34 protein-coding genes and 1 pseudogene are annotated in these 25,801 nt (G+C 62.3%); 19 read left to right on the forward strand and 16 right to left on the reverse strand.

The features are described from left to right. Positions 1-81: 81 nt before the first annotated feature. Positions 82-1,311, forward strand: a complete 1,230-nt coding sequence (locus tag PGC08_RS08200; RefSeq protein WP_271709929.1) for an alpha/beta hydrolase — start codon at positions 82-84, stop codon at positions 1,309-1,311. Here the strand turns inward: PGC08_RS08200 and PGC08_RS08205 are convergent. Then, entirely contained in the window at positions 1,308-2,195 is an 888-nt protein-coding gene (locus tag PGC08_RS08205) for a bile acid:sodium symporter family protein (protein WP_096160941.1), read from the reverse strand. The two genes, PGC08_RS08200 and PGC08_RS08205, sit on opposite strands and share 4 nt — an antisense overlap. 276 nt (positions 2,196-2,471) lie before the next feature. Here PGC08_RS08205 and PGC08_RS08210 point away from each other — a divergent pair, with 276 nt between their 5' ends. Next, positions 2,472-3,311 carry an alpha/beta fold hydrolase gene (locus tag PGC08_RS08210; RefSeq protein ID WP_271709930.1) on the forward strand — a complete coding sequence of 280 codons (840 nt, stop codon included), beginning with the start codon at positions 2,472-2,474 and terminating at the stop codon, positions 3,309-3,311. Positions 3,312-3,396: 85 nt separating this feature from the next. Continuing rightward, on the forward strand, positions 3,397-4,242 hold the full coding sequence (locus PGC08_RS08215) for an alpha/beta hydrolase fold domain-containing protein (RefSeq protein WP_271709931.1): 846 nt from the start codon (positions 3,397-3,399) through the stop codon (positions 4,240-4,242). Positions 4,243-4,267: 25 nt separating this feature from the next. Here the strand turns inward: PGC08_RS08215 and PGC08_RS08220 are convergent, their stop codons facing one another. The 9 genes from PGC08_RS08220 to PGC08_RS08260 all read right to left on the reverse strand — a co-directional run bounded on the left by PGC08_RS08220 (position 4,268) and on the right by PGC08_RS08260 (position 10,958). After that, positions 4,268-5,488 carry a N(5)-(carboxyethyl)ornithine synthase gene (locus PGC08_RS08220; RefSeq protein ID WP_271709932.1) on the reverse strand — a complete coding sequence of 407 codons (1,221 nt, stop codon included), beginning with the start codon at positions 5,486-5,488 and terminating at the stop codon, positions 4,268-4,270. Positions 5,489-5,600: 112 nt separating this feature from the next. Further along, the gene (locus tag PGC08_RS08225; RefSeq protein ID WP_096146804.1) at positions 5,601-6,584 is read right to left on the reverse strand and encodes an ArsA family ATPase; all 984 of its coding nucleotides are present in this window, start codon (positions 6,582-6,584) and stop codon (positions 5,601-5,603) included. After that, positions 6,575-6,766 (reverse strand): cory-CC-star protein, encoded by a 192-nt coding sequence (locus tag PGC08_RS08230; protein WP_271709933.1) that lies wholly within the window; start codon positions 6,764-6,766, stop codon positions 6,575-6,577. The genes PGC08_RS08225 and PGC08_RS08230 overlap by 10 nt, the downstream gene beginning before the upstream one ends. Positions 6,767-6,882: 116 nt before the next feature. Next, positions 6,883-8,610: a carbon starvation CstA family protein gene (locus PGC08_RS08235; RefSeq protein WP_009883732.1), complete on the reverse strand. Its 1,728-nt coding sequence runs from the start codon at positions 8,608-8,610 to the stop codon at positions 6,883-6,885. A gap of 106 nt (positions 8,611-8,716) precedes the next feature. Beyond that, positions 8,717-9,220, reverse strand: coding sequence for a mycothiol transferase (locus PGC08_RS08240; protein WP_009883733.1), 504 nt, complete (start codon positions 9,218-9,220; stop codon positions 8,717-8,719). A gap of 48 nt (positions 9,221-9,268) precedes the next feature. Further along, on the reverse strand, positions 9,269-9,709 hold the full coding sequence (gene arfB, locus PGC08_RS08245) for an alternative ribosome rescue aminoacyl-tRNA hydrolase ArfB (protein WP_101583619.1): 441 nt from the start codon (positions 9,707-9,709) through the stop codon (positions 9,269-9,271). 24 nt (positions 9,710-9,733) lie between these two features. Beyond that, a complete protein-coding gene (locus PGC08_RS08250; RefSeq protein ID WP_009883735.1) occupies positions 9,734-10,147 on the reverse strand; it encodes a PH domain-containing protein in 414 nt (137 codons plus the stop codon). Positions 10,148-10,156: 9 nt separating this feature from the next. Beyond that, a complete protein-coding gene (locus PGC08_RS08255) occupies positions 10,157-10,729 on the reverse strand; it encodes a 1-acyl-sn-glycerol-3-phosphate acyltransferase (RefSeq protein ID WP_271709934.1) in 573 nt (190 codons plus the stop codon). 34 nt (positions 10,730-10,763) lie between these two features. Further along, positions 10,764-10,958: a hypothetical protein gene (locus PGC08_RS08260; protein WP_029417207.1), complete on the reverse strand. Its 195-nt coding sequence runs from the start codon at positions 10,956-10,958 to the stop codon at positions 10,764-10,766. Positions 10,959-11,170: 212 nt separating this feature from the next. On the opposite strand from PGC08_RS08260, the gene PGC08_RS08265 reads away from it, so the two are divergent. After that, positions 11,171-11,680, forward strand: a complete 510-nt coding sequence (locus PGC08_RS08265) for a hypothetical protein (protein ID WP_096158607.1) — start codon at positions 11,171-11,173, stop codon at positions 11,678-11,680. Positions 11,681-11,765: 85 nt separating this feature from the next. Here the strand turns inward: PGC08_RS08265 and PGC08_RS08270 are convergent, their stop codons facing one another. After that, entirely contained in the window at positions 11,766-12,344 is a 579-nt protein-coding gene (locus tag PGC08_RS08270) for a hypothetical protein (protein WP_271709935.1), read from the reverse strand. Positions 12,345-12,436: 92 nt separating this feature from the next. Between PGC08_RS08270 and PGC08_RS08275 the strand changes: the two genes are divergently transcribed. Then, entirely contained in the window at positions 12,437-13,123 is a 687-nt protein-coding gene (locus PGC08_RS08275; protein WP_271709936.1) for an SDR family oxidoreductase, read from the forward strand. A gap of 87 nt (positions 13,124-13,210) precedes the next feature. Here PGC08_RS08275 and PGC08_RS08280 read toward each other — a convergent pair whose 3' ends face one another. Continuing rightward, positions 13,211-13,855 (reverse strand): dihydrofolate reductase family protein, encoded by a 645-nt coding sequence (locus tag PGC08_RS08280; protein WP_101556773.1) that lies wholly within the window; start codon positions 13,853-13,855, stop codon positions 13,211-13,213. A gap of 54 nt (positions 13,856-13,909) precedes the next feature. Between PGC08_RS08280 and PGC08_RS08285 the strand changes: the two genes are divergently transcribed. The 3 genes and pseudogenes from PGC08_RS08285 to PGC08_RS19575 all read left to right on the forward strand — a co-directional run. After that, a complete protein-coding gene (locus PGC08_RS08285) occupies positions 13,910-14,434 on the forward strand; it encodes a winged helix-turn-helix transcriptional regulator (RefSeq protein ID WP_271709937.1) in 525 nt (174 codons plus the stop codon). A gap of 179 nt (positions 14,435-14,613) precedes the next feature. Further along, a complete protein-coding gene (locus tag PGC08_RS08290; RefSeq protein WP_271709938.1) occupies positions 14,614-14,946 on the forward strand; it encodes a VOC family protein in 333 nt (110 codons plus the stop codon). A 122-nt stretch (positions 14,947-15,068) separates the two neighbouring features. Further along, positions 15,069-15,296, forward strand: a pseudogene (locus PGC08_RS19575) (hypothetical protein); the annotation flags it as partial. 83 nt (positions 15,297-15,379) lie between these two features. On the opposite strand, the gene PGC08_RS08295 reads toward PGC08_RS19575, so the two are convergent. Together PGC08_RS08295 and PGC08_RS08300 are read right to left on the reverse strand one after the other, a co-directional pair. Continuing rightward, a complete protein-coding gene (locus PGC08_RS08295; RefSeq protein ID WP_333937924.1) occupies positions 15,380-15,937 on the reverse strand; it encodes a PfkB family carbohydrate kinase in 558 nt (185 codons plus the stop codon). After that, positions 15,838-16,263 (reverse strand): PfkB family carbohydrate kinase, encoded by a 426-nt coding sequence (locus tag PGC08_RS08300; protein WP_271709939.1) that lies wholly within the window; start codon positions 16,261-16,263, stop codon positions 15,838-15,840. The genes PGC08_RS08295 and PGC08_RS08300 overlap by 100 nt, the downstream gene beginning before the upstream one ends. A gap of 120 nt (positions 16,264-16,383) precedes the next feature. Between PGC08_RS08300 and PGC08_RS08305 the strand changes: the two genes are divergently transcribed. The 6 genes from PGC08_RS08305 to PGC08_RS08330 are packed head-to-tail and all read left to right on the forward strand — an operon-like array spanning position 16,384 to position 21,157. Then, on the forward strand, positions 16,384-16,842 hold the full coding sequence (locus PGC08_RS08305; RefSeq protein WP_069599944.1) for a DUF2695 domain-containing protein: 459 nt from the start codon (positions 16,384-16,386) through the stop codon (positions 16,840-16,842). Positions 16,843-16,878: 36 nt separating this feature from the next. Then, positions 16,879-18,096: a nucleoside hydrolase gene (locus tag PGC08_RS08310; protein WP_096160952.1), complete on the forward strand. Its 1,218-nt coding sequence runs from the start codon at positions 16,879-16,881 to the stop codon at positions 18,094-18,096. Then, positions 18,023-18,886: a hypothetical protein gene (locus tag PGC08_RS08315; protein WP_009883747.1), complete on the forward strand. Its 864-nt coding sequence runs from the start codon at positions 18,023-18,025 to the stop codon at positions 18,884-18,886. Before PGC08_RS08310 ends, PGC08_RS08315 begins: the two co-directional genes overlap by 74 nt. Further along, the gene (locus PGC08_RS08320; protein WP_271709940.1) at positions 18,887-19,159 is read left to right on the forward strand and encodes a hypothetical protein; all 273 of its coding nucleotides are present in this window, start codon (positions 18,887-18,889) and stop codon (positions 19,157-19,159) included. Positions 19,160-19,161: 2 nt separating this feature from the next. Then, positions 19,162-19,701, forward strand: a complete 540-nt coding sequence (locus PGC08_RS08325; RefSeq protein ID WP_271709941.1) for an energy-coupling factor transporter transmembrane component T family protein — start codon at positions 19,162-19,164, stop codon at positions 19,699-19,701. 4 nt (positions 19,702-19,705) lie between these two features. Next, the gene (locus PGC08_RS08330; RefSeq protein ID WP_271709942.1) at positions 19,706-21,157 is read left to right on the forward strand and encodes an ATP-binding cassette domain-containing protein; all 1,452 of its coding nucleotides are present in this window, start codon (positions 19,706-19,708) and stop codon (positions 21,155-21,157) included. A 21-nt stretch (positions 21,158-21,178) separates the two neighbouring features. Here PGC08_RS08330 and PGC08_RS08335 read toward each other — a convergent pair whose 3' ends face one another. Then, entirely contained in the window at positions 21,179-21,469 is a 291-nt protein-coding gene (locus PGC08_RS08335; protein WP_009883750.1) for a YrhK family protein, read from the reverse strand. Positions 21,470-21,621: 152 nt separating this feature from the next. Here PGC08_RS08335 and PGC08_RS08340 point away from each other — a divergent pair, with 152 nt between their 5' ends. The 5 genes from PGC08_RS08340 (at position 21,622) to PGC08_RS08360 (ending at position 25,063) form a co-directional block, all read left to right on the forward strand. Continuing rightward, positions 21,622-22,413, forward strand: a complete 792-nt coding sequence (locus PGC08_RS08340) for a hypothetical protein (protein WP_271709943.1) — start codon at positions 21,622-21,624, stop codon at positions 22,411-22,413. A 106-nt stretch (positions 22,414-22,519) separates the two neighbouring features. Further along, on the forward strand, positions 22,520-23,080 hold the full coding sequence (locus PGC08_RS08345) for a DinB family protein (protein WP_271709944.1): 561 nt from the start codon (positions 22,520-22,522) through the stop codon (positions 23,078-23,080). 53 nt (positions 23,081-23,133) lie between these two features. Beyond that, positions 23,134-23,595 (forward strand): VOC family protein, encoded by a 462-nt coding sequence (locus tag PGC08_RS08350; protein WP_009883753.1) that lies wholly within the window; start codon positions 23,134-23,136, stop codon positions 23,593-23,595. A 73-nt stretch (positions 23,596-23,668) separates the two neighbouring features. Further along, positions 23,669-24,340, forward strand: coding sequence for a PepSY domain-containing protein (locus PGC08_RS08355; RefSeq protein ID WP_271709945.1), 672 nt, complete (start codon positions 23,669-23,671; stop codon positions 24,338-24,340). A 114-nt stretch (positions 24,341-24,454) separates the two neighbouring features. After that, a complete protein-coding gene (locus tag PGC08_RS08360; protein ID WP_009883755.1) occupies positions 24,455-25,063 on the forward strand; it encodes a thymidine kinase in 609 nt (202 codons plus the stop codon). A 53-nt stretch (positions 25,064-25,116) separates the two neighbouring features. Here the strand turns inward: PGC08_RS08360 and PGC08_RS08365 are convergent, their stop codons facing one another. Beyond that, on the reverse strand, positions 25,117-25,761 hold the full coding sequence (locus tag PGC08_RS08365; protein ID WP_009883756.1) for a mismatch-specific DNA-glycosylase: 645 nt from the start codon (positions 25,759-25,761) through the stop codon (positions 25,117-25,119). Positions 25,762-25,801: the final 40 nt, after the last annotated feature.

Consider the following 25,801-nt stretch of genomic DNA (forward strand, 5'->3'; position numbering starts at 1 on the left):
TGGCGTCAGCATGTGATCGCAACGATGAGATCTGATGCAGGTGGAATGTCAACCTGGAAGATCGAAAGTTGAGGACCGAATATGGCCGACAGCACGAGTTTGCAACAGCACTCGAAAAGTGGGGGAGTCGCAAAGGCGTTCTGGGTCGTGGTGCTCGTCCTCGGGCTCATACTGGGCGCAATCGCTGCGATCTTCGGACTCGCGTCGCTGATTCCCGGGCTTGGGTCCCTCAGTACGTTTGCCGCTCGGTTCGCGCCTACTGTGGCGCCGATAGCGGCTCTTGTGGGCTTGATCGTGGTCTTCGTCGGAATCATGGCTTTGCGCAGAAATCGTCGGCGCACCGGAACCGTCACGACGGTGCTCGGCGGGATCGGTGCGGTCGCGAACATCGCTGTGGTCATCGTTCTCGTCGGCGCCATCACCTCGGCCGGCGGATCGGTCAACTTGCTCACTGCGACGTTCGGGCTCTCCGCAATGGATTCGGAGTCGCCCGACCGCTACGAGGTGTACGACACGACAAGCTCGGGGGACGACCTGTCCTTGTCGATCTACGAGCCGAAGAATGCGAAAGGCTCGACACCGACCATTATGGTCGTCCACGGTGGCGGTTGGATCGCGGGTGAACCAGATGCAGTGAGCTCAGAGCTTCGCACCCTGGCTGACCACGGCTATTTGGTTGTAGCGGTCGAGTACGAACTTGCCACCAAGGACAACGCGACCTGGAATAAGGCACCCGCGCAGGTGGCGTGCGCGGCGAGCTGGATTCAGTCTCACGCCGACACGCTCGGTGCAGATATGGATCGTCTCGCGTTCTGGGGTGAGAGCTCCGGCGGCAACCTGGTCGCCAACACCGCGGGCGCCGCGGCGGACGGTACCGCCGAGTCGTCGTGCGGTGGAAAGGTTCCCGCTCCAGCTGCCGTTGTCACCGACTACCCCGCGTTCGACGTGACTGGTCTCTACGAGAACGCCCCTGCGGGCCCGGGGGCGGGCACAGGCTCGCGCATATTCGCGACCAGCTACACGGGTGGCACGCCCGAGGAATTCCCGAAACGCTACGCCGCGGCGGATTCCGCCACGCACCTGACTGCTGCGGCCCCGCCGACACTCGTGATGACTGCGATGCGTGATGACGTCATCATTCCTGCTGACCAGTTCGAATGGGTCGACGCGGCCCGAGACCGTGGAGTCGACGTCGAGACGGTGCAGATTCCGCTCGCAAACCACGCCTACTCGCAGAAGGCGAAGAACTCCATCGGCAGCCAGGGACACCTCAGCATCGGAGAGGCCTACCTGTCCGAACGACTTCGCTAGCCCTGCAGCTGCGGCTCTTTGGCCGCTGCGGTGCGTGTGCCCCGGCTGATTGCGAAGCCGAATGCCGTAGCGAGGATGTACATGAGGATCGAATAGATGACGGCCGGGATAGCCACCTCGGTGCTGTTGAGCACGCTGAGGGCGATGGTCAGGGCGATGGTCGTGTTGTGGATGCCGATCTCCATCGATGTCGCGATTGCCTGCGGTGCACCCAACTTCAGCAGACGGGCGCCGAGGTAGCCGAGAGTGAGGCTGATCAGGCAGAAGAGTCCGGTGGCCAGGCCGACCTGCTGGAAGTAGTCGACGAGGTTCTCCCGCTCGCCGAGCAGGGCGCCGACGGCGACCACGACGAGGACGATGATCGAGAAGATCCGCACCGGTCGGTCCGCCCGCTCCGCGAAGCTGCGGGCGTAACGACGTACCACCATGCCGAGAGCAACAGGGATCAGCACGATGACCATCACCTGGATCAATTTGCCCAACTGCAGGCCCAGCTCTCCGTCGGCGTCGAAGTAGCCGATGGCCAGGTTGGTGATCACGGGGATGGTGAATGCCGCGAGCACCGAGTTGACTGCTGTGAGGGTGATGTTGAGCGCCACATCACCGCGGAAGAGATGGCTGAAAAGGTTCGCAGTGGGGCCACCGGGAGAAGCCGCCAGCAGCATCAGCCCGACCGCCAGGCGCGGATCGACATTGAACCCGACGACCAGACCGAAGGCAATCAGCGGCAGGACGAGGATCTGCAGGACGAGAGCGATGCCGGCAGCCTGCGGGGATCGGACGACTCGGCGGAAGTCGTTGACTGTCAGAGAGAGGCCGAGGCCGAACATGATGATGGCCAGGGCAATGGGCAGGCCGACAGAGATGAGCGCAGAATCATTCATTGATGCGGAGTCCTTGAATTCGAGTTGGTCACGCTGAAGGTGGCCACCGGGAACACCGCATGCGGGTTACTGGCGGGTAGTTGCGTTGTATGACCAGTATCAGGTGAGATATGTCACAGCTCAAATTTCTGATGGGACAATTTTTCGTGATCTGCAGGTGCTCGCGATCTTTCCAACAAGGTCCATTTGCACGTAGGCACAGCGTCCGACCCGACGACCGACGCCGGTACATTCGCGGCTAAACGTTGATGCGAGAACGCAGTGCTATCGTGCCGTATGGCCATCATCACAGTGAACGGCGTCGAACTTGGAGTTGAGAGTTTCGGGCGCGAAGAAGATCCCCTCATGCTGCTCGCGGGCGGAACCACGATGTTGTCGTGGCCGGACTCGCTCTGCGTAATGCTGGCCGAAGGCGGACGCAGAGTCGTTCGCTACGACCTGCGTGATTCCGGTGCTTCAACCACAAAGGACCCGGAGAACCCGTCATATGACCTACGAGATCTCGCCGCCGATGCAGCGGAGCTCGTCACAGCTCTCGGCGCGGAGTCCGCCCACCTCGGCGGGCAAGGCGTCGGAGGCATGGCCGCCCAAGTTGCCGCACTGGATCATCCGGAGTCATTTTCAGCACTGACGCTGGTGAGTACCCGCCCGGTTGCGCCCGGTCCTGTCGATGATGACCTGCCAGACCATGATCAGTCGGTGATGTCCGATGTATTCTCGCGTCCTCAGCCGGATTGGACGAACCGTCACGCCGTCGCCGAGTACGCAGCCGAGAGCGCCGCTATTCTGGGCAACGATCCCGCACAGGCTCAGGAGATCGCTGTTCGGATCTGGGACCGAACTCCGACATCGGACCCCTCGGTCCACCAGGCGAATCAGCTGGGTATGGTCTTCTCCCGAATAGACTGTTCACCACGATGGCGCGAGGGCCTCGGTGACCTGCGAGTACCGAGTCTGGTCGTCCACGGCAGGGCGGACCCATTCTTTCCCGTCGGCAATGGCCAGGCACTTGCCGCAGCGATCCCAGCAGCACAGCTGTTGACCTACGAGGATATGGGAACGCAGATACCGGAATGGGCGACCGACGGTATCGCGACCGCCATGCTTCGCCTCTGAACCCGAAAGGAAACCTGTGCGCATACTGCTTCCCGAATCGCTCATTCCTGTCTATCTCAAGGCCACTGGCGCGAATCGTCCGTTTGTGACTGAGGACGGAGCACGCCGGCGCATCGCTGAGCGCTTTCTCCGCCCCGTCTCCTACGGTCCGCCCTCTCGTTTGGAGGGTGTGCGTGTGAAGCGTCGCCTGCCCGATCCGAACGGTTGGCCGGTCTATGACGTTGAACCATCGGCTCCCGCCGGCCACAGGGCTTTACCGAAGTCTGTTGTCGTCTACGTCCACGGCGGGGGTTGGGTCAACGAGATCGCTCCCCAGCATTGGACACTCATCGCCCGTATCGCTCGTGAGACGAACCAGCGCGTCATCGTCCCGATCTACCCACTTCTGCCCTTCGGCACCGCCCGTGAGGTCTGCGACGGTGTCGTTGAACTCATTCGAGTCGAACTCGACTCCGATCATCAGGTGCGGCTGGCCGGAGACTCCTCCGGCGGTCAGATTTCGCTGTCTGCGGCCCTGCGGCTTCGTGACGAGGGAGTGATGCTGCCGACCACGACGCTGTTGGCTCCGGCTTTGGACTTGACGTGGGAGAATCCGCAGATCGATGTGGTCCAGCCCTCCGATCCCTGGCTGGGCCGTCCCGGTGGCCGCATCCTGGCTGAGCACTGGAGCGGCGACGACGAGCTAGTCGACCCCGTGGTCAGCCCCCTGTACGGCGACCTGGGCGGACTCGGGCCACTGACGATCCTCACCGGCACACGAGACGTGCTCAACCCCGACGCGCATGTACTCAAGGACAATGCTCGCGCCGCCGGAGTGCCGGTGGAGTGGCACGAAGGCGAAGGCCAGCTGCACGTCTATGCCCTCCTGCCGACGAAGGCAGGGGAGCAAGGGGCGAAGGCCATCGTGGAGAGCCTGAGACCGAGCACGTGAATCAGTCCCGCTCGAGATCGTGGACTCAGCCCACCTCGGCGATTTGGGCGTAGGGGTACTCAGACTCCCGGTTCTGAAAACTCAGGATGCTCGGATTCTTGATCCCACCGTTCTGGATCTCGATCGCCCGGGAGATGGTGGGGACCTGTGACCACGCATCCGGCCCCTCCAGAACTGTGCGCAGATACGGCAGAATCGCTTCGCTGATCTCCCACGTCGCCGAGTTCCACAGGTACGACGGGGTGTGATCGACCGCGTAGTAGTTGACGCCTTGTCCGACGGTGAACATCGGATTCTCGAACCCGGTGGGCTTTGCCCATTCGAAGCCCATGCTCTCATCGCAGGAGACATCGATGATGAGACTGCCGGGAGCGAACTCCTTCAGATCTTCGGTGCGCAGGTAGGTCATTGGCGCGGAAACGTCTTGGAGCGTGCAGTTGAGCACGATGTCGTGTGAGGCGAGGAAGGTCGGGAGGAACACGTCGCCCGCGTCAGTGACAACAGTTGACAGGTGGGTCGGACCGTCGCCGGTGTTGAGCTGGGTGATGTGGGCACTGTGAATCGGAGAACCCACTGCCGAGGCTCCTCTTTGTGTGAGGACCTGGATGTCATAGATTCCCTGGGCCTTCAGTGCAGTGACAGCCCCTCTGGCGGTCGCACCGAACCCGATAACGACCGCACTCATTCGTGGACCATAGTCACCGGTCGAACCGCGAAGGCTCAAGGCGTGCTGGACTGAACAGTAGCCGGCGAGTTCGTTGTTCTTGTGGAAGACGTGCAGGCTGAAGTCTCCCTGACGAGTCCAATGGTTCATCGCTTCGAATGCGATGAGTGTGAGCCGGCGGTCGATCGCGGTCTGCGCCATGGCCACGTCCTGCACGCAGTGCGGCCAGCCCCACAGAATGCGGCCTTCGGGAATCGCCTCGACGTCCGCAGCCTGCGGTTTCGGCAGGAGGAGGACCTCAGCGGCCGCAATCACTTCGGAACGTGCCGCGACTCGTCCGACCCGAGACTCGATGTAGCCGGGCTCCAGCTGAAAGTCCTCAGCGTAGCCGCGTTCGACGATCATGCGAGCTCGCACTTCGGGGTCGATGCGATCGAGGTGGTGAGGGTGAATCGGGAGTCGGCGTTCGTTCTCCATCGAGGACTCGGCGAGCAGGCCGAGGGTGAGGAGACCGTTGGTGGGTGGTCCATCATTCGCCGAGGCGGTGGAGTCGGCAGTGGTCATGTGAGCGGTGCCGGTCATCCGGCCTCCCATCGTTGGGGAACCAGAGTCAGCTCCGCCTTCGACTATACGCTGAACCCGCCCGGAACCGACTTTCCGCGCAATCAACGACACTGCTGAGCCTTGATCGTGCTCAGGACAGCGATCGTGCGAAGTTTGTCAGAGCTTGGCGTCCAACCAATTCTCCTGGCACCAACGGGAGTTCGGACAGAGGGATGTCGGGCAGCATCTGCCGCACTCGTTCAATCTGTGAGTCTTCGACGTCACGGCGATCCTTGAGCAGTTGCCCCGCGTCCGAGGGGGAACGCCGATTGGCGACGAGCGCCGCCAACGGAACTTTGATGTCCTTGAGCGATTCCGCCAGCTCCAAGGTCTCCGCAACCGGCATCCTCTCGGGAGTGAATACGACGAGGAATCCGGTGCGCAAACGGTCAGTGACGACCTTTCGCAGATTCTCGAAACGGTCTCTGCGGCGAATGAGCGTGCGACGGAGCTCAGCATCCGCCTCGGCGGCGGGATCAGCGCTGGAGGTGCCCGCGATGCTGCGCATCGCCGCGGAGTAGCGTTCTGAGCGATCACGATTCTTCAGCAGCGACTCGGTCCAGGTCGTCAGCTGCGCGGGCAGGGTGAGGAGCCTGAGCGTGTGGCCGGTCGGAGCTGTGTCGAAGACGACGAGGTCGTACTCCTCCAAGCCCAATGCGACTGCGTCGGCCACCCGTTCGAGGACCGCTGATTCGAAGCTGCCAGGCGCTTCCCGCGCGAGGGCGAGATGACGCTGCGCATGAGGGCGCATGCGTTCGGGCAGCATCCGCCTCATAGTGCGTTCGACGGAAGCCAGATGGCGTTCGAGCGTGGCCTTCGGATCGATCTCCATTCCATCGACGATGCCGCCGGAAGCATCACCGTCGGTGAAGGCAATCAGCCGCTCGGGCGCATCGCCGACCTCACGGTCCCAGAGATGTCCGAGATTGTGCGCCGGATCCGTGGAGACGACGAGGACGCGGTGTCCCTTGAGCGCATGCGCGATGGCCAGGGACGAAGCTACCGTGGTCTTGCCGACACCGCCCTTTCCGCCGACGAAGACTACGCGAAGACCGTCTATCGAGTTCAACAGCATGCGATGTGGTCCAGAGGAGAGTCGGGCATGCCCATGCGGCGATGCCAGGCATGGAAGTCCTGGTAGAGGCTGGGGAGGAACTCCGCAGTGTAGTAGGCGGCAGGATCCGGTACACCTAGTGCCTCGCCCAGAACGATCAGGGTGAAGAAGTCGTCCTCATTCTGCTTCTCCCGGGCAAACATCTGACGGTACGGTCCCTTGTAGAACTCCTCCAGGCCGTCGCGGAACGCGGCCAGCGCTGGGCGAATTCCTTCGTCCAGGGCTGGGCCGCGTTCATACCGCTGTCATCGGGCAAGGATCAGACCTCTTCGCGTACGGCTTCGATCTTCTCGTCGGCGTCCTCGGGCTCCGGCGGGTCCGATCGAGCTCGGATGATCGCTCTGATGCCTTCGATCGCTACGAACACGCTGCTGACGATGATGATGCAGTCGATGGCGAAGAGCAGCCAGTCCGCGCTTCCCGGGGTCGCGAAGCTGAAGAGCTGGTCGATCGCGGCCCAGAACGACATGACGAATACGATGGCCAACGGTATGAGCGCCGGCCACGGATTGCGCCGCTTTCGGATGAGCATGACCGCGAGGATCATCAACGTCAACGATGCCATCAGCTGATTGGTCGTACCGAAGAGCGGCCAGATGCGCAGACCGCCTTCTCCTCCCAGCCCCTGTGAGAATGTGAGGCCCATGCCGAGGACGACGACGACTCCTGTCGCCGTGTACTTGCCGATCCTGAGGTTGACGCGTTCGCCCATCTCTTGAACGACGAATCGCATGAGACGGAATCCGGTGTCGAGCGAGGTTGCGGCGAACAGCACTGCCATCGTGGCGAGCACCGTGGTGCTCAATGACGCAGGCAGGCCCAGACCGGATTCCATGAGCATGCCGCCGCCCTGGACGAACGACTGCACACCGGCTTCACCGAACTTGCTGTAAAGCTCTTCCCACTCAGCCACGGTGCGAAGTCCGGCGGAGATCGCGATGATTGTTCCCAGAGCCAGGAGGCCCTCACCGACTGCGCCGAAATAACCGACGAAGCGGGAGTCCGTCTCCTTGTCCAGCTGTTTGGAGCTGGTTCCTGAGGAGACCATGCCGTGGAAACCTGAGATAGCGCCACAGGCGATTGTGACGAAGAGCAGCGGCACGATGCTGGGGGTGCCCTCCGGGACATTCATGTTGATGGCCGGGGTCACGATGTCGTGGGCACCGTCGGCGACGAACATGCCGATGACCACAGCCCCGTAGAGGAGGATGAGTCCGATGAACAGCTGCACGCCATTGATGTAATCGCGCGGCTGCAGCAGCACCCACACCGGCAGCAGAGAAGCGAACGCTCCGTAGATGAACAGCGTCAGGATCCAGAATACAGTCGGCGTCATGCCGAGGAAGGTCTCCGGCAGGACCACGGGTACAGCATCGCCGAGGACGATGAGTCCGTAGAGCGCGACGACGCCGACGATGGTCACCGCCACCAACGGCATACGCAGACGGTATACGGCCACGCCGACGAGCAGAGCAACGCCGATCGCGCCCCACGTCGGAATGACCGCGGTCGGAGTGGAGATGAGGAGTCCCGTGATGACAACAGCGAATGCTGCGATCACCATCAGAAGCAGGATGAAGATTACAATCAGGAACAGACCAGCGCCGCGTTTGCCGATATAGCGGCCGGACAGCGCACCGATTGACTGGCCCTTGTTGCGAACTGAGGCCCATAGCGCGCCGAAGTCGTGCATACCGGCGAAGAAGACAGTGCCGAGTGTGACCCAGAGGAACGCAGGCACCCAGCCCCAGATCAGCGCGACGGCTGGCCCGACGATGGGCGCGGCGCCTGCAACCGAAGTGAAGTGGTGGCCCCAGAGGATGAATTTGTTCGTGGGGACGTAGTCGACCCCGTCGGTAAGTTCGTGGGAGGGTGTGCGGAAATCGTCATTCAGGCGATAGACGCGTTTCGCGAGGTACTTGGAATACACAAGGTATCCGAGTGCCAGGATCGCGAGACCGATCACCATCAGGAGGACGGGACTCATCAAGTGTGCCTTTCGTCATTGCGTCATTGCGCAGACAAATTGAAGTTCAGTCGTTGCTGTCCTCCAGTGTATCAACGTCAGCGTTTCGTTTGAACTTCCTCAGTATTCAGTGTGAATGGTTGAGGGCACCTGCTGCGTAGGCGGCCTGACCGACGTGAACGGCAGCGTCATCGATGATCGACGCCAGGCGCACCCCGCGAGTGACCGGGGGAGTCCAGTTCTCGTCGATGATTTCGCCGAGGTCGGTCTCCGAAAGTTTACCGACGTAGCGGCCCAGCGCACTGAGCGTGGCTTCCACATAGTCGATGAGCAGCTGCTGATCATCGACCTTGATCTCAGCCGCCTGCTCGGGTGTGTGCCCGAGACCGACCGCATCGCCGGGTGCTCCGAGTTCGAAGCGATCTCGGAACTTGATCCACACCTGCTCGTCACCAGTGAGGTCGGAGAGCTGGACATCGACCTCACGCCCGCTGTGCCAGAGCAGCCAGGCAATCGAATTGGGATGGCCACCGGGGTGGGCGTTGAGCTGATCGGCGGAGAGTGCCGGCAGATTATTTGCTGCATCGACAGGACGGTGGGCGAAATCGGTGAGGATCTCAATGCTGTTCATAAGGCCCATTGTGCTCTTCGTGATCGCACATGTCACCAGGCGAAGATGTCAGTCGAATCGGGGCCGTCTGCGGTTCTGCTTGATCTCGGAACGACGTTGCTCGGTCCGGACTCTGCGGCGGCGCGAGTTCCGTGATGGTTTGGTGGCGCGGCGCTCCACGGGTGGGGCGAGTGCCTCTCGCAGGAGCTCGGCGAGTCGCTGCCTGGCGGCATTGCGATTCCTCAGCTGCGAGCGCTGTCCTTCGGAACTGACCGTCAGCACGGTTCCCGCGAGCCTGGCTGAGAGGCGCTCGAGCACCCGGGAACGCTGCGTCTCGGTCAGTGCGGTGGTCGCGCCGAGGTCGAGGCTGAGTTGAACTCGGGAGTCTGAGGTGTTGACGTGTTGCCCACCGGGTCCGGACGAACGCGAGAACTGCTCCGCGAGATCTCTTGCTGGGACCACGAGTCCGACGGGTATGCCGGGGCCGGCAGGGACTCTCAGGTCATCCACGGAATTGGTCTCCTCATGTGCCGATCAGCGGTGGCCGCCGGAGATGATCTGGTTGAGGGAGTCGACGAACTCCCGTGCGTTGATCTCCCAGTTGTACATCATGCGGAGGAACGTGCCGCGATGAGAGCTGACGATGATTCTGCCGGAGAACATGGCCCCCTTCAACGTCGCTCCTGAGACGTCACGGGCAGCGACTTCACCCCGCTTGCGCCAGAAGCCGAGCACACCACTGCGAAGCAGGAGAACGCGTCGATCGGTGACGAGCATCAGAGGATCGACCCACGTCCACCCGTTTCCTTCGAGCGCGAGATGAACGAATTCACCGTCGTCGAGGAAACGGTCGACGACGACCTTGAATGCACTGAGCGGAGCCGGCTTCTCCCGGTGGCGGTTGAGTGCTGCAAGCAGGGAGGATGCAGTGCGAGACGAGCCGTTCATGATCTCAATTTAGAGTTCGAGCTCTTCACACAGTCGCGGCACAACCTGCTTTTCCGGCCTGATGCCTGACTTATCGGCGTAGAAGGCACGGATGCGATCCATATCGGCAGCGATATCACCTGTGATGTCGATCGTGGGTCCGAGCCCGGTGGTCATCGTGGTCCGATCGACGTAGCCGAGTGTGACCGGCATGCCGGTCTTCTCGGCAATCCGATAGAAACCGGACTTCCAATGAGTATGTCCACCGCGAGTGCCATCAGGGGTGACGACCAGGCCGAAGACCTCGCCGGCATGGACACGTTCGATCACCTCGGTGACAATACGGCTGGGATCGGAACGGTCAACTGGAATGCCGCCGAGCCCGCGCATGATCGGTCCACGCCAGCCTTTGAACAGACTGCGCTTTCCCAGCCAATGCATCTCGATTCGCTGAGTCCAGGCGATCGAGAGCATGAGGACGAAATCCCAGTTGGATGTGTGAGGGGCGCCGATGAGCACGGTGGGACGATTCGGGGCAGGCTGGGTGACCAGCTTCCAGCGGCTGAATGTCCAGAAGGCGCGGGCGGCAAGGCGTCGAAGCATAGTGACTACGTTAGAGGACGCCGGCGGCGTTCCTTCACAGGAGGGACCACATGTTCGGGTGGGGACCGCCGCATGATTGGCCGGCTGGGACCCACCAGGCGTCAGCTGCGTCACCCAGCAGCCGTGCGAGTGCCCGATTCTCTGCGATTCCGGGAAGAGCTGACCGGGGAACAACTCGCGTCCATCCGGCGACCTCGCCAGCGACGAAGGCCAACAAGCCGATCGGCACGGTGCGTAAGCATAAAGCCCACTGGCTGCATCAACGTGCAGGAGAGGCAGGGAAGAATTGGTACGTTGGCATCATGGGATTCAATACAGCCATCCTCATCGCCGATTCCGTATTGACTGACGACACCGTGAAAACGCTCAATCTCGTCCCTGTAGGGGGGGCAGATCACCGCCGAGGCTGTTCTGCTCACTCCATCTGACACCCGTGCCTGCGTGGTCAGGGAGGGTGGATCGACGATCATTCTTGACGGCGGCGAGTCGCTTACGACCGCCGCAGACGAGGGCAGACTCGGCATACCGGGCACAGTCCACTTCGCCGCCACCGTTTCAAGTGTCGACTTCAGCGAATTCACCGTGGTGAGCAACGGCGAAATCGTGCGTCACCTGTGTTACGAGGACGGGGAGACGACGATTGACGTCGGCGAACCTGTCCCCGGAGAATCGCGTTGGCTGATCACGGCCGACGACGGCGACGATGAGACCCGAACTGGTGAACCGGCCGAGGCTGAGATCGAAGTCGACGGTGACATCCTGATCCAGAAACTTCCAGAGATGGCCGGGCTGTCCCCAGACCTTGACGTCTTCGCTCTAGTTGGAGCCGCGTACGACGCGTTTGAGGAGCAGGGAGAAACGACAGACCCCGGTGCCCTCGAAGGCGAAGAGACCGGGGAAGAAGGCAGTGCAAAGCGGCCTGGGTTCTTCGGACGTCTCTTCGGCCGGTGAACCACGGAGGATTCAGCGGAATCGCAGTGCAACCTCGGCGATGGGGACGTGAGTCCGATTGAGGGGACCCCTGGTTATGGGCGAATCATCGGATCTGCCTCGCATACCGTGCGTGCGCTGCAGTTAAGAGCTCAAACAGTTGCCTGTGTGAGAACTCGAAACCGTTGCGGAGAGTGATCCGTCGAGCGAAGAGGCCGGTGCGGCCACGTCGCTGGACGGAATCTCGAGTCAGGTAGTAGATGACGTACTTGGGTCCTGGCCTCGGGGTGACCGTGTCGAGGGTGATCCGTTCGATCTCATTCCACGACACGAACGACGCCGGCAGAACCGCCCCTCGGTGGGACTCCACGAGACCGGCATTGGACACCACGAGCGCATCTGCCCGGCGGAGGCGATAACCGACTGCGATCGGAGCCACGACAAGACAGCCGACGATGCCGATAGCGAACGCCCACATCCGCGGATTGAAGGCGAAGAGCACCCAGCTGACATTGCGTTCCACACTGCCCGAGACGATGAGGACCGAGAGTCCGACGAGTACCCCGCCAATCACGAGTGCTAAGCACAGAATGACGATGAGTTTCCGGGACGAGGTTCCCACGACGACACTTCGCCCACGATCCATGGCATGCAGGGCAGCAGCAGTGTTCAGGGGCCTCGACATGGCTATGAGAATACCCGGTGTGGAATAAATCGCCGCCATTCGGGGCTGTTCCCAATGACAGTGCCACCAGCACACCGACGAAGGAGGAACACATGTCTGATGCAGACCGCGTAGTCATTCTCGGAGGCCACGGAAAGATCGCACTCATGGCCGCACCCAAGTTCAAAGAAGCCGGATACTCGGTGGATTCCGTCATCCGCAACCCGGATCAGAGCGCCGAAGTCGAGGCAGCAGGCGCAAACGCTGTCGTCCTCGACATCGAATCGGCGGAGACGGACAAGCTCGCGGAGCTCTTCACCGGAGCCAAGGCCGTAGTCTTCTCCGCTGGCGCTGGCGGCGGCAACCCCGATCTCACTCGGGCAGTCGACCTCGAAGCAGCCAAGCGCTCCGTCGATGCCTCCGCTCAGGCAGGGGTCGACCGGTTCGTCATGGTCTCCTATGCCAGCGCGGGAGTCGACCTCGACCGGGTCGATCCGGACAGCTCGTTCTATCCATACGTCCAGGCCAAGCACGGAGCCGACGAGCACCTACGTGCCAGCTCCCTGAACTACACCATCCTCGGACCGGGCGGTCTGACCCTGGAACCGTCAAAGGGCAGCGTGCTGCTGGCCGATGACTCCGGTGACGTCGACGGCACGACCCCGGACAGTGACACCCGAGTGACCTCCCGTGAACTCGTCGCTGATGTCATGACCCATGTCATCGCCAACGATGCCGCGAAGCGAGAGACCGTGAACTTCTACGACGGTGACACCCCGATCGCCGAGGCTGTGAAGTAAGGCTTCGCAACACATAGACTTCGCGACACACAGATGGGGAGATCGAACTCAGCGTTCGGTCTCCCCATTGTCGTTCTTACGACGTTGTCAGCCTCGATCTTTCCTGTTCCAGAGCTGGTGCGTCAGCTCACTCGACGAGCCGATGGTCTCGATCGTGAAGCGGTCCTCGATGCCGCTGATGCCCTCCCACAGTGAAACACCCGTGCCCAGCGTGATCGGCACGATCGCCACATGCATGAAGTCGATGAGGTCGGCGGCGAGGAACTGGCGAATGGTCGAGGGACCACCGCCGATGCGCACGTCAAGGCCGTTCGCGGCGTCGACCGCCTGACTCAGGGCCGCCTCGGGGGTGTCATCGACGAAATGAAAGCTCGTCCCATTGGGAAACTCCATCGACTCCCGCGGGTGGTGAGTGAGGACGAAGCACGGAGTCTTGAACGGCGGTTCCTCGCCCCACCAGCCGCGCCACCCATCATCGGGCCATGGCCCCTGCTGTGGCCCGAACTTCTTCCGACCCATGATCTCGGCGCCGATGCCCTGACCCCACATCGCGAACAGCGCACGATCAAGTGTCACGGGTCCATCGACTCCGCCGATCCCTTCGATTCCTTGTCCGTCGAACCAGCCGAAGAGAGCTTGGGCACCGCCGATCGGCTCGTCGAACGTCACATAGTCACCGGCGGAATAGCCGTCGAGTGAGACGAATTGACTGTGGACGCGTACTCGAACCATGATCACTCCGATGTGATTGTCAGCGATGATTGAGTCAAGCGTAGAATGTAGTGATTGCTGATTGCAACCACTTGGGAGGATGAATTGCGAAGCGAACCGCGCTCGGGCTGTGCGATCAATGCGGCCGTCGAAGTCCTCGGTGATTCCTGGAGCTTCATCGTGCTCCGCGACATCGTTTTCGGCAATCGGCGTCATTTCCGCGAGCTCCTCACGCTCAACGACGAGTCAATCGCCTCGAATATGCTCTCCAGCCGTCTGAAGAAGCTGGTCGACGAAGGCTTGCTGACTCGGGCGGACACGGTTCGCGGTCAAAAGGCTGCCTATTCCCTCACCGAGGCGGGGATCCAAGTCGTGCCCGTCATGGTCGCACTCGGCACCTGGGGAATGAACCACCGCCCGACCTCTCCCGAGCTGACGGTGAGATCCCGAATTCTCGCTGAGTCGCCCGAGCTGGTCGATGATCTCATGGACGAACTTCGGGAGGCCCACCTCGGCGTTGCGCCTCCTGAATCTCCTCGGCCACGCGCCTCGGAGCGCCTGCAGGCCGAATATGAGGCCGCACTCGGAGGCACGCCCTAAGGCACGTATGCGGGCAGGGGTGGTCGACTGGCGAATGCTGCCGTCCAGCTGCTGCCGGCGAGCGAATGGCGATCGCCCCACTTGTCGGATTCGCAATTGTATGGTTGCTTTGAATAAGTGGTTGCAAAATGCAATTACTTTGAAAGTTGAATCTACTCACCGATCTCAAAGGAGCGATCATGTTCACCGGACTGATGGCCAGCATCACCGTCATGGATCAGGATCAGGCGCGGGACTGGTATACGAAGGTGTTCGAGCGCGACCCCGATGCCACCCCCATGCCCGGACTGCTCGAATGGCATTTCGGAGGCGAATTCGGAGTCCAGGTCTGGGCCGAGCCAGAGCGTGCCGGATACTCGACTGCTGTCATCGGCGAGTCGGACCTCGACGTGCTTGCCGACCGACTGTCAGCCGCCGGCATCGACCATGGCGGGCCGCAGTCGGGCGGCGGTCAGCGGATTCTGCAGATCGCCGACCCCGACGGCGATCGAATCGTCTTCTCCGGAAAGTGAGGCAAGAGGACTAGTGAATCCCACGACCGACACCATTCGACTGAGTACGGAGATCGCACGTCCCGCGGGACGTCTGGGCGGCCTTCGCCGACACCGAGGCCAGGCAGCAGTGGAGTGCCCCAGCCAGCGAGAGGCTCGTTTACGACCGTGATGACTTCCGGACCGGAGGCAGTGCGCAATATCGGTGTGGGAGCCCCGAAGCGCTCGAGTTCAGTGCGGCCATCGACTACATCCATGTCGAAGAGGAGGAGTTCGCCGTTCATACCGACACGGTGTGGCACGGGAACGAACTTCTCGCCACGGGCATGATCACCTGGTCCTTCGCTGACGTCCCGCGGGGACGTCAGTGACTATCGTGAATCAGGTGGTGTCCTTCGTCGGTGGCGACATGATCGATGGCAGTCGGAACGGTCACCGAATCGCCCTCGAACAGCTAGGCGCCTTCCTCACCGGCCCAGGGCAGGTCGGCTCCAGCACGACTGACGGTGATGGCCGCTCGACGTGAGGCATTCTCGCCGAGGCGAGTGAGCGCGACCTCATCCAGGCCCTGAAGTTGTGGACCGCTGCCATGCAGATCATGCACCAGAGAGGTCATGAAGGTATCTCCGGCACCGATCGTGTCACTGACCAGCACTGCTCCTGTTGGAACCTTCACCCTCGCCGAGGTGGTCGAGAGGATCGAGTCATCCGATCCGCAGGTGAGCGCGACCAGGTCTACCCCGAGACGAAGGATTCGATCGATCTGAGCCTCAGCACTCTGACCGGGATAGAGCCAATCCGCGTCGACATCACTGAGCTTGACGACATCAACCTGTGAGGCGAGGGACTCGAACCGAGCCAGTGCGTGCTGTTGGTCTCCGATGATGGAGGGGCGGATGTTGGGATCGAAGCTCAGTAGCGCTGAGGAATCTGTCCCGCGTTGGAGCAGAGAGTCGACGCGCGCGCCGGGGAGAGGAATGCTGCAATCGAACCGACATGGATTGCCGCCCAGTCGCCGCGGTCGACCAGTGACGCATCGGGGTCCCAGCGCAGAGAGAATTCGTATTCGGCAGAGCCATCCGGTGACAGCAATGCTCGTGCCGTCGAGGTCGAACCAGTCGGGCGTGCATGCACCCGGACGTTTGACTCCCGCAGGTGAGCCAGCAGGAATTCGCCGTGAAAGTCATCTCCGACATCGGTGAGCAGCTCAACATCGTCGCCGAGGCGTCCCAGGCCGAGGGCGACATTCGCCGGAGCCCCGCCCGGGGAATAGCGATCCGGTGTTCCGGCCGAGCTGACGATGTCGATGAGAGCCTCACCGATGACAAGAATGCTCATGGGCTCGATTCTATGCGCACGCGACCGTTGAGGTGCGTCATCAGCGAGAATAGTACGCATTTAGTGCATAGCCCCGTTGTGATTTCATTTCATGTCAGTGGCGTCTGGAATCGTTGCCGCATGGACAAAGACACCATGGAATCAGAAGTCAGAACGATCGTCGATGCCGCCTCGGCTCGCATCCTCACACCGAGGGAGGGAGAGTGCTTGGTCTGCTACGTCTTCCGCCAGCTGGGAGAATTCGGCTGCGACGGAACGCATCGATTCGCCCAGACCTTCCGGGACCGCACAGCCCCTCGGGCCACTGCGCTGATGGAACGCTTGGGAAGCATGGGCGCCTGCTGCTGTGACTGCGAGGTATTCAACAACGCCTACACTTTCTCTGAACGCCCGTGGATCACCGGGGCAGCATTCGGTGCAGACATCGGCACAGGGTTCGAATCCCACGAGCCGGTCGACCTGCGTGAGGAGTTCGGCGTCAACGAACCGCCTGCAAAGATCTTCTATCTGTGTTGCCAGTTCGTACGTCGAGGCTCGACACAGCCGTGCCCGAACTGGGTGCGAATGAGTCGGTGGTGAGAAGCAGCGAGACGAGGTTCCGGCAGAATAGGGCACATGCCTCCACGCCTGCCGCTGTTCCTCGACTGTGATCCCGGAATCGACGACGCCATCGCCCTCGGATACCTGCTGTGCCAAGACGATGTCGACATCATCGGCATCGCGGCCTCAGGCGGTAATGTCTCCACTGCACAGGTCAGCGTCAACGCTCAAGGCTGGCTTGAACTTGCCGGGCGCACGGACATCCCCATCCACCCGGGAAGCGAGTTCCCCACAGCTTGGTCCGTCGGCGACCTCGCCCGAGATCCAGTCGACGGATCCCCGGCAGAGCCTGAATACGCCGACCTCACTCACGGCCCCACCGGGGCCGGTTACGCGCACCTTCCCACCCCAACAGCAACGGCGAGCTCCACCAGCGCCGCGCAGGCCTGGGTCGACGCGGCACGTGCTCACCCCGGGGAGCTCATCGGCGTCGTCATCGGACCGGCGACGAACCTGGCCCTGGCCCTTGCCATCGAGCCTGAACTTCCCCGCCTGATGGGCCGGCTCTTCATCATGGGCGGAGCCTTCAACTATCGCGGCAACACCCTCCCGACCACCGAGTGGAACGTCACCTTCGATCCCGAGGCGACGGCGACCGTCATCAACGCCTTCGACCACGCCCACAGCCAGGGCACTCTTCGAGCGCTGCCGGTCATCGCCCCCATCGAAGCTACTGAGGCGCTTGAGATGACACTCGCACGGTTGAGCACGATCCTCGACAGAGCTGCGTCACTCCACGAGAGGGCAGGAGAATCATCTGCTGCTGGTGAGACATGGGATGCCTGGCTGGCCCAGATGGCAGAAGCTCTGCGGTTCTACTTCGAATTCCATGAATGGGACGGTCTGGGATACATCGCCCACATCCATGACCCCTTCGTCCTTGCCTGCGCACTCGAATGGGCACGCGGAGACCAGGGCAGACCCACCTCGGCGGGCAGGGAAGAGCCCATTGCGAACGGAACCCGAGGCACACTGCCCTGGGCGAGCACGATCTGTGCGCCCGTCGACGTCGAACTCACCGGTAAACTCACACGTGGCGAAACCGTCGCCGATTGGCTGGGACGGTGGGGGAAGGGCGTCAACGCCGAGATCATCCGCACGATCGATGCGCAGACCTTCCTCGACCACCTCGGCGAAACCCTGAGCAAAGGACCCCAACATGACCATGACGCCCAAGCAGTCTGGGCAGGGGCCGACACGCACCGTCGGTCCCGCACAAACCCAGAGCGATAAGAGCTTCAAGAGCCACACACTGCCCCTGACACTGACGTTTCTCGGTACGATCGTCATCCTCGGCACCTACCTTGCCGTCATTCTGACGCAGCCGGCCAATCTCGGCACCGACCTGGGCCACACGACACTGTGGGTCATGCTCGGCTACCTGGCCGGGGGAGTCCTCCTCGCAGCCGGCACACTCCCGCTCATCCCGCGCAGCATCCTCGCCCTCATTCCCGTGGCCATCGCCGCCAACATCGTCATCGGCCAGGTCGTCGGGACCATCACCCCCATTCCGCTCTACCTCGACTCGATCGGGACCGTGATGATCGGCGTCCTCGCCGGTCCCGCAGCCGGAGCATTCACCGGCATCATCTCGAACCTCATCTGGGGTGTGACTCTGAGCCCCAGCGTCATCGCCTTCAGCTCTGGTGCGGCCTTCATCGGTGCGGCCGCCGGTTGGGCTGCGCGGCTCGGAGCCTTCCGTACCCCCTGGTTCGCCGTCATCGCCGGTGCGCTGGCAGGAATCCCTGCCGGAGCTCTCGGGGCACCCGTGGCCGCCTACGTCTTCGGCGGCGGACTCGGCTCGGGTACCGGCGGCGTTGTCGCCGTCCTGCAGGCCGCGGGCCTGGAGATGCTCAATGCGACTTTGGCGCAGAGCCTGTTCTCCGACATCATCGACAAGGCACTCATCTTCGCTCTGGCCTACGTCATCGTGCGCACACTGCCCCGCCGGATCCGTGACCGCTATCCGTTCACCGACCACAGTCGTGCGCGCAGCTCCCGAGCAGCGGTGCGGGTCGGCTGAATGCCCGCGACTGTTCTCCACCGGGAACAGCAGGCCACCCGCCGTTGGCATCCAGCCACAGAGATCATCGTCCTCGCATGCGCTCTGCTGCTCGTCTTCGGCATCCCGTCCCCGGTCGTGCCCATCACCATCATCGGCGCCACGCTCATCACCGCGACGGTCTCACCGACAGTGAGGCTGCGTTCCTGGGTGATCGGCGTCGGTGTGGTGTGCCTGCCTACGCTGCTCGTCCTCTGCGTCGTCCAAGGCCTGTTCTACCCCGGCGCGAGGTGATCGTGCTGTGGCAGTTGGGACCGGCCAGGCTCACAGTCGAAGGGCTCGCCATTGCGGTCCAGATCTGGCTGCGGGTCGCTGCGCTCGTGTCCCTGTGCGCGCTCTTCGGCCTCGGGGCCGACTCGGCACGCCTGTTCGACGGGCTGCGGACACTTCGGCTGCCGACCTCCGTGGCCTATATCTGCGCCTCGACGATCGGCCTCGTCCCACTCATCCGTGCCCGTACGCAGCAGATCGTGGAGGCGCGCGCCAGTCACGGCTGGGATGTCAGCAGCTGGAGGGTCCGCACGACGTTGCTCCCGGGCATCGTCACCGGCCTGTTCACCTCCGTGCTCATCGAGGTCGAACAGCGCCACGAAGTGCTCGAGCAACGCGGCCTGACTGAATCGACAGCAGCGACATCACTGCAGGACCACAGCGACGGGCCGGACCAATGGCTCCTGCGCCGAGGCGTCCCCATCATCACCGTCGTCCTCGTCGTGTGCTCCGTGGCCGGTGTCCTGCCCCTGCCTACCGCCGACCAGCTGATCGGAGGTGTCTGAAACGGTGGTTCTCGAACTGATCGGGGCAGGCTTCACCTACCGCGGAAGTACCCGGCCAGCGTTGACGAGCATCGATCTTCGTCTGGAGCCGGGGCAGATGCATGCGATCCTCGGGCCAGTGGGCGCCGGCGCCTCGACATTGGTTCGACTGATCACAGGACTGTTGGGCGAGCGCGGAACCAGCGTCGGGCAGGTCCGCCTCGAAGGGACGTCGGTGATGCTCGGTGACGATCCCGAGGCTCAGCTGAGCGGAATGACGAGCCTCGTCGGCGATGAAGTGCAGCTGTCGGGACGGCTGCACGGTGACGAGACCACACAGGTCGACAAGCGTGCACGAGAGACCTTGGACTTGCTGGGCATCGGCGACCTGTGGGGACGACGACTCGAGACCCTGTCCGGTGGCCAACGGCAGCTCGTGGCTCTGTCCGGGCTGCTCAGTCAGCGACCGTCGCTGCTGGCCCTCGACCAGCCCTCACTGTCCTTGGATCCGGACGCTCGACGTCGCCTTGGCCACGTGTTGCAGGACTACTGCACCTCCGGAGGAACGGTGCTCATCACCGCTCATCAGCTCGACGAAGTTGCTGCCGCCTGCCGTGATTTCAGCGTTCTGGCATCCGGACGCCTACATGCGAGACAACGACGACTGACTGTCCGGGACTGCGACCACGAAGGAATCTGGGATACACGAGAACAGGATCGTGTCGAACAGGCTGAGGTATCTGCACCAACCGCTGTTGCGCTCTCCGCACGCGGACTCTCGGTCACCCGGGCAGGTGCCGCCGTCCTCGACCACGTGGACATCGATGTCGCAACCGGTGAGATCGTGACGATCATGGGTCCCAACGGTGCGGGAAAGTCGACCCTCCTACGCAGCCTGGCCGGTCTCCTCGAGCGTGGCGCCGACATTACGGGCGCGATCACGGTCGATGATGACGGGAGGGCGGTCAGCCTCGGCGACACCCCAGCACATCAGCGAGCCGCCCACCTCGGGTGGGTGGGGCAGGATCCGGGCAGCCAGCTCTCGGCTGCCACCGTGCGTGAGGAACTCACACGCTCGGCCCCGTTGCCCACCCACAGGCGCCGGAACAGGACAGCCATCAGAGCCCAACGGCAGGAGGCAGTGGCTTCGGCGATGGCGCAGGCACAGCTTGAAGCAGTGAGCGAGACCCATCCCTACGATCTGAGCATCGACCTCCGCAAGGATCTGGTGATGGCCGCGGCACTCATCGTGGGCTCTCGGATCCTCCTCCTCGACGAACCGACGTTAGGCAGGGACCGCCAGGCCATCGGTCGACTGAACAAGTTCATTCAAGACTTCGTTCGCCGAGGTGGGTCCGTCCTTGCCACCACCCACGACCGACGATGGGCTGCGCAAACCGCCGATCGCATCCTGTCCGTGGACAGGGGCCGACTCTATGAAGACCGGCAGACAGGTGGCACGCCCTGGTGCGAATGAGCCGGCTGAGTCCTCTGCGGTTCAGAAGTCGTATGTGGAGTCCGTAGTCGGGGTTTCGGGTCCGCGGATCTTCTGCAGGTGCAGGTGTCTGATCAGGCGGATGACAGGACGGATGAGCATCTCAACGCTGCCGAGGACGAACAGGCAGGTGCCGGTGAAGACCCACTCGTCGGAGAAGAACATGAAGCTTCCGATGAGGAACCAGATGCCGATGAGGACATCGTTGATGATGCTCAGCACCTGATATCGCTGGCGGATGACCAGCTCATCAGGTCCGATGCGGATCGTCAGGTTGTTGTCGCCAACTGTCATATCGTCCTCCTGGGCCGAGCTCGAGTGGGATCGTCTCGCTGGTGAGCGCCCCCGGAGCGTCCTATTGCTGATGCTAAGCGCGGTCCGTGTCGCATGACCAGGTCCCGTGCCGCTGAGTCTGCCGTGTCAGTGCCGCATCGTAGCGTGAGGTCATGGATAAGAACGTGAATTCGTTTGATGCACTGTATGCCGAAGCCGGCAGCCACAGATCCGTGATGCCATGGGATGAACTGCTGGGCTTCGTCCGCCGATTTCCGCAGATTGCGGCGTTCAACGCAGCCCTCATCGCACAGCAGAATGCCGGAGCGATCTTTGTCGAAACCGAACACGCCTGGCAGCAGAAGTACGGCAGGCTGCTCACTGACGATGCAGTGGCGCTGATCGTGCTCCACCCCTTTGCTCCCGTGCGCTTCGTCTACGATGTCGAAGACACCCACGGCCCACCAGTTCCCGACTCCTCGATCAGCCCATTCAAGGCAGTCGGTGCACCCACTTGGGACGGGCATCGTCTCGTCATGGATGTCCTGCACCGCAAGGGTCTGGATCTGCCCGGGCTTCCGAAGACGCAGAGTCCTACGGTGATGTTGGGACATGTCCTCTATGAGCTTGCCCTGGTCTATGCCGGCCATCGTGGAGAATTCCCGAAGCTGGGAATCTCTGCCAGCGAAACTGACATCGACGGACGGCAGGCCCGCTTCGAAGCCGAATGCATCACCTGGCTGATCGCTGGACGACTCGGACTGAAGATGGCGGCAACCGGATCGTTGAAGGGGTATCTCAAACACGGCGAGCTGCTGCCCCCACTGTCCAGGGATCGTGTTCTGCATGCGGTGAATGCCATTGAGAAGCTCTTCGGTGGAGCGCTGCACTTCGGGCAGATGGTGCGCGAAGATGTGCCGAGCCTGTTTCCACTGACCGAACAGTGGACACTCTCACCTCGGTAGAGTGCATCCGGGCTCCGAGTTCGGGCGTCGACAATCGGTGCAAATTCTGCAGGCCGGATTCCGTACAAGCCTGGTCAACGCCTCCTCGGAGGCGCAGAATGCCTATATGTCGACAACTCCGAACCGATGGACCAAGGCCAGCGTCTACCCGGACATGTGGGTCGACCCCGATGACGATCCGCGCAATACCGACGGCAGGAGCTCCGATGGTGAGGCCGAGACGCAGCTCGAGTTCATCCGTGACTACCGCTCCACCTTGAGGATGAAGTGCGAGGGGCTCGACGCTGAGCAGCTGGCGATGCGGTCGGTTCCACCATCAATGATGTCTCTGCTCGGGCTGCTCAGACACATGGTCGAGGTCGAACGTGACTGGTGCAATTGGATCACTGCGGACGAGACACGACCTTCACTCTACGGTGGCCTCGACGCGGCCTTCAGCACGTCGGGCGCAGATGCGGACATGCTGGCAAGGACCTGGTCAGACCTCGCAGCCGAACAGGCGACCACCGATGCCGAGGTCGCGAAGTACGAAGACCTGGGCACCCGCCTCGGTGAATCACAGATCGCGGTACGGGAGCTCCAGATCCACCGAATCGAGGAATACGCCAGGCATTGCGGACATGCGGACCTGCTGCGCGAATGCATCGACGGCAGAACCGGGCAGTGACCACACCGCAAAAGCAGGTATCCTTGATTGAACTATCTCAATGAGGAGACGCCATGAGTCGCGCAGTTCAGATCACCTTCGATTGTCATGACCCGATCGGGCAGGCCACCTTCTGGGCCGAGGTACTCGGATATGTCGTGCCCGGCCCGCCGGGAGTCAAACTTGAAGCCGGTGGCGATCCCTTTGCCGCGTGGAAGGAATTCATCGCCGGCATGGGCATCGACATGAAACCAGAAGACTTCCGAGCCGCGATCGAAGACCCAAACGGACGCGGCCCCCGGGTGTTCTTCCAGATTGTGCCCGAGGGCAAAACCGTCAAGAACAGGGTCCATCTCGATGTCCGTGCGGCTCCCGGGCTGCAGAACCACGAACGGATGCAGGCATTGGAAGACGAATGTCAGCGCCTGCTGGAGTTGGGTGCTCAACGACTCGAGCGGGTTGACCCCAACCCGCCGATGGAGACCGGATTCATCGTCATGGCCGACCCTGAGGGCAACGAGTTCTGTCTGGACTGACCAGGCCCCTCACCAGCATGAGAATCCTCTTAGCAAGGGGGCAGAAAGCCTCGCCCGTTGTTACGGTGGCGGTATGAAGACTCAGAGATTGGCCACACGGGCCGCCGCAGGGACCATGATTCTCGCCTTCGCCCTCGCCGGTTGCTCCAGCGGAGAATCGGACGCCGATCAGGCACCAGGAGGTGAGGGTCAGACAGCAGAGACAGCCGGGGCCCAGGAATCGGCCGACGACGGTGCTGAAGAGTCGACGACAGGGGACCCGAGCCCTGACGACTCGTCTGCCTCGGCATCCGCCGGACTGCCCCAGGATGCTGATCTGAGCAAGGAATCGCCATCTGTGGCCCCCGAAGACGCCATCGCTACGGCGAAGAAGGAGGCCAAGGACGGCGACGTCCACGCCATCGAACTCGACTTCGATGATCGCGACGAGGCCTGGCAGTACGAGGTGAAGATCATCGACGGCAAAACTGAATTCGACGTGGAGATCGATGCTGAGACCGGCGATGTCGTCGACGTGGAGCAGGACTCCACGGATGACAAGGAGAAGGCGGTCGATCTCAAGGATCCGATGGCCTTCGATGAGGCGCTCAAGCTAGCTCAGGAGAAGGCCTCAGGCCGACTCGACGGGTGGAAGCTCGACTCGGACGACGATCGTATCGAATACCAGTTCGATTTCGATGACGATGACGAGGAGATCGAGGTTTCCGTCGACGTCGAATCAAAGAAAGTCTCTGTCGACGACTGACCGCGGTGACGGTTGACCGTGGTGACGTGCTGACACGGTGCATGCGCGAGCTGATCGAAGTTGAGTGACCCATATCGGTACGACGGGATCGCGGCGTAGGCTGGCCCCATGCCTATGAACCCCGTTGCTTCGCCACGGCAGGCAGGTCGTCTCGACGTCATTGCCGGCCCCATGTTCTCCGGAAAGTCTGAGGAGCTCATGCGCCGGGTCCGGCGGGCAAAGATCGCCGGGGTCAACGTCCTCGTCCTCAGCCACTCTCTTGATACCCGTTCGACGCTGTCGGCGATCACCTCGCACACCGGTGTCAATATCCCCGCCGTGCCCGTCGGCGACGTCGAGTCCCTCGCGGAGGTGGCCCACGCCGAGGACTACGATCTGATCGCCATCGACGAAGCGCAGTTCTTCGGCCCGGACCTCGTGGCGACCGTATTCGAACTTGTCGAACGCGGTGCCACCGTCATTGTCGAAGGGCTGAGTGTGACGTTCGACGGTGATCCCTTCGAACCGATGCCGACGTTCATGGCCGTGGCCGAAGACGTTCTCAAGCTGACAGCAGTGTGCACAATCTGCGGCAGAGACGCGGTCTTCCACCAGCGTGTGGGCGCACCCGGGCACACAGATGACGAGTCGGACGCTCCTGCCACAGACATCGATGCCAGCCATATCGGCGGCCTCGAAGCCTATGTCGCGCGCTGCCGAGAGCATTTCGCTCCACCACACTAGAAGCGAGGCTCCACGTTCGTGCCACGGTCGGCAAGCTTGGGCTGTAAGCCCGGTCAGGCTTCGATGCTCTCCCACACTTGCCGCCAGATTCGGGCCAGATCAGGCACCTGGTAGTGGGCATTGAGGCCGCTGGGCTGGGGGACGACGTGCAGCGGAATGTCCTCGGGCCACCCCTCGATGAGTGACGAGTCCTGTAAGCCGAGTTGGGCCTTGGGCTGTGAGTACCCGATTCGGAACGAGGTGATTCCTGCGATCGCGACCACCTTGGGGCGGATGTCGTCGAGTCGGTGAACCAATCGGGCCGCCCCGTCGCGCAGCTCCTGATTGTCCAGTTCATCTGCCCTGGCGGTGGCCCGACCGACGAGGTTGGTGATCCCGATGCCCCGGGCCAAGAGCTGTGCTTCATCTGCGGCGGCAAGGCCCAGTGAGGCATCGACAAGGTGATCGGTCAGACCCGCCTGATGCAGTGAGGGCCAGAAGCGGTTGCCCGGTCTGGCAAAGGGCGCATTGACCGCGGCGGTCCACAGCCCAGGGTTGATTCCCACGATGAGCATCGACAGCTCTCCCGGACGCCCGGGCAGGACATCATCGATGGCATCGGGATCGTCGGTGGCGAACTCTGCGAGGTCGTCCTTCGTCGGCTTACGTCCTCCCAGAGGCGAAGGTCGGCGGGAGCTGATGAAACTTTCCTCAATCACAGTCTCCACAGTACCGTCGAGTCAGAACGGGTTTATCAGC

Source organism: Brevibacterium sp. BDJS002 (assembly GCF_028201555.1).
GTDB lineage: Bacteria > Actinomycetota > Actinomycetes > Actinomycetales > Brevibacteriaceae > Brevibacterium > Brevibacterium aurantiacum.

Excerpts from the sequence above, each read along its gene's own strand:
- PGC08_RS08200 (WP_271709929.1), top strand. The coding sequence starts at position 82 with ATGGCCGACAGCACGAGTTTGCAACAGCACTCGAAAAGTGGGGGAGTC.
- PGC08_RS08205 (WP_096160941.1), bottom strand. The coding sequence starts at position 2,195 with ATGAATGATTCTGCGCTCATCTCTGTCGGCCTGCCCATTGCCCTGGCC.
- PGC08_RS08210 (WP_271709930.1), top strand. The coding sequence starts at position 2,472 with ATGGCCATCATCACAGTGAACGGCGTCGAACTTGGAGTTGAGAGTTTC.
- PGC08_RS08220 (WP_271709932.1), bottom strand. The coding sequence starts at position 5,488 with ATGACCGGCACCGCTCACATGACCACTGCCGACTCCACCGCCTCGGCG.
- PGC08_RS08225 (WP_096146804.1), bottom strand. The coding sequence starts at position 6,584 with ATGCTGTTGAACTCGATAGACGGTCTTCGCGTAGTCTTCGTCGGCGGA.
- PGC08_RS08230 (WP_271709933.1), bottom strand. The coding sequence starts at position 6,766 with ATGTTTGCCCGGGAGAAGCAGAATGAGGACGACTTCTTCACCCTGATC.
- PGC08_RS08235 (WP_009883732.1), bottom strand. The coding sequence starts at position 8,610 with ATGAGTCCCGTCCTCCTGATGGTGATCGGTCTCGCGATCCTGGCACTC.
- PGC08_RS08240 (WP_009883733.1), bottom strand. The coding sequence starts at position 9,220 with ATGAACAGCATTGAGATCCTCACCGATTTCGCCCACCGTCCTGTCGAT.
- PGC08_RS08250 (WP_009883735.1), bottom strand. The coding sequence starts at position 10,147 with ATGAACGGCTCGTCTCGCACTGCATCCTCCCTGCTTGCAGCACTCAAC.
- PGC08_RS08255 (WP_271709934.1), bottom strand. The coding sequence starts at position 10,729 with ATGCTTCGACGCCTTGCCGCCCGCGCCTTCTGGACATTCAGCCGCTGG.
- PGC08_RS08270 (WP_271709935.1), bottom strand. The coding sequence starts at position 12,344 with ATGTCGAGGCCCCTGAACACTGCTGCTGCCCTGCATGCCATGGATCGT.
- PGC08_RS08275 (WP_271709936.1), top strand. The coding sequence starts at position 12,437 with ATGTCTGATGCAGACCGCGTAGTCATTCTCGGAGGCCACGGAAAGATC.
- PGC08_RS08280 (WP_101556773.1), bottom strand. The coding sequence starts at position 13,855 with ATGGTTCGAGTACGCGTCCACAGTCAATTCGTCTCACTCGACGGCTAT.
- PGC08_RS08290 (WP_271709938.1), top strand. The coding sequence starts at position 14,614 with ATGTTCACCGGACTGATGGCCAGCATCACCGTCATGGATCAGGATCAG.
- PGC08_RS08300 (WP_271709939.1), bottom strand. The coding sequence starts at position 16,263 with ATGAGCATTCTTGTCATCGGTGAGGCTCTCATCGACATCGTCAGCTCG.
- PGC08_RS08305 (WP_069599944.1), top strand. The coding sequence starts at position 16,384 with ATGGACAAAGACACCATGGAATCAGAAGTCAGAACGATCGTCGATGCC.
- PGC08_RS08310 (WP_096160952.1), top strand. The coding sequence starts at position 16,879 with ATGCCTCCACGCCTGCCGCTGTTCCTCGACTGTGATCCCGGAATCGAC.
- PGC08_RS08315 (WP_009883747.1), top strand. The coding sequence starts at position 18,023 with ATGACCATGACGCCCAAGCAGTCTGGGCAGGGGCCGACACGCACCGTC.
- PGC08_RS08320 (WP_271709940.1), top strand. The coding sequence starts at position 18,887 with ATGCCCGCGACTGTTCTCCACCGGGAACAGCAGGCCACCCGCCGTTGG.
- PGC08_RS08335 (WP_009883750.1), bottom strand. The coding sequence starts at position 21,469 with ATGACAGTTGGCGACAACAACCTGACGATCCGCATCGGACCTGATGAG.
- PGC08_RS08340 (WP_271709943.1), top strand. The coding sequence starts at position 21,622 with ATGGATAAGAACGTGAATTCGTTTGATGCACTGTATGCCGAAGCCGGC.
- PGC08_RS08345 (WP_271709944.1), top strand. The coding sequence starts at position 22,520 with ATGTCGACAACTCCGAACCGATGGACCAAGGCCAGCGTCTACCCGGAC.
- PGC08_RS08350 (WP_009883753.1), top strand. The coding sequence starts at position 23,134 with ATGAGTCGCGCAGTTCAGATCACCTTCGATTGTCATGACCCGATCGGG.
- PGC08_RS08355 (WP_271709945.1), top strand. The coding sequence starts at position 23,669 with ATGAAGACTCAGAGATTGGCCACACGGGCCGCCGCAGGGACCATGATT.
- PGC08_RS08360 (WP_009883755.1), top strand. The coding sequence starts at position 24,455 with ATGAACCCCGTTGCTTCGCCACGGCAGGCAGGTCGTCTCGACGTCATT.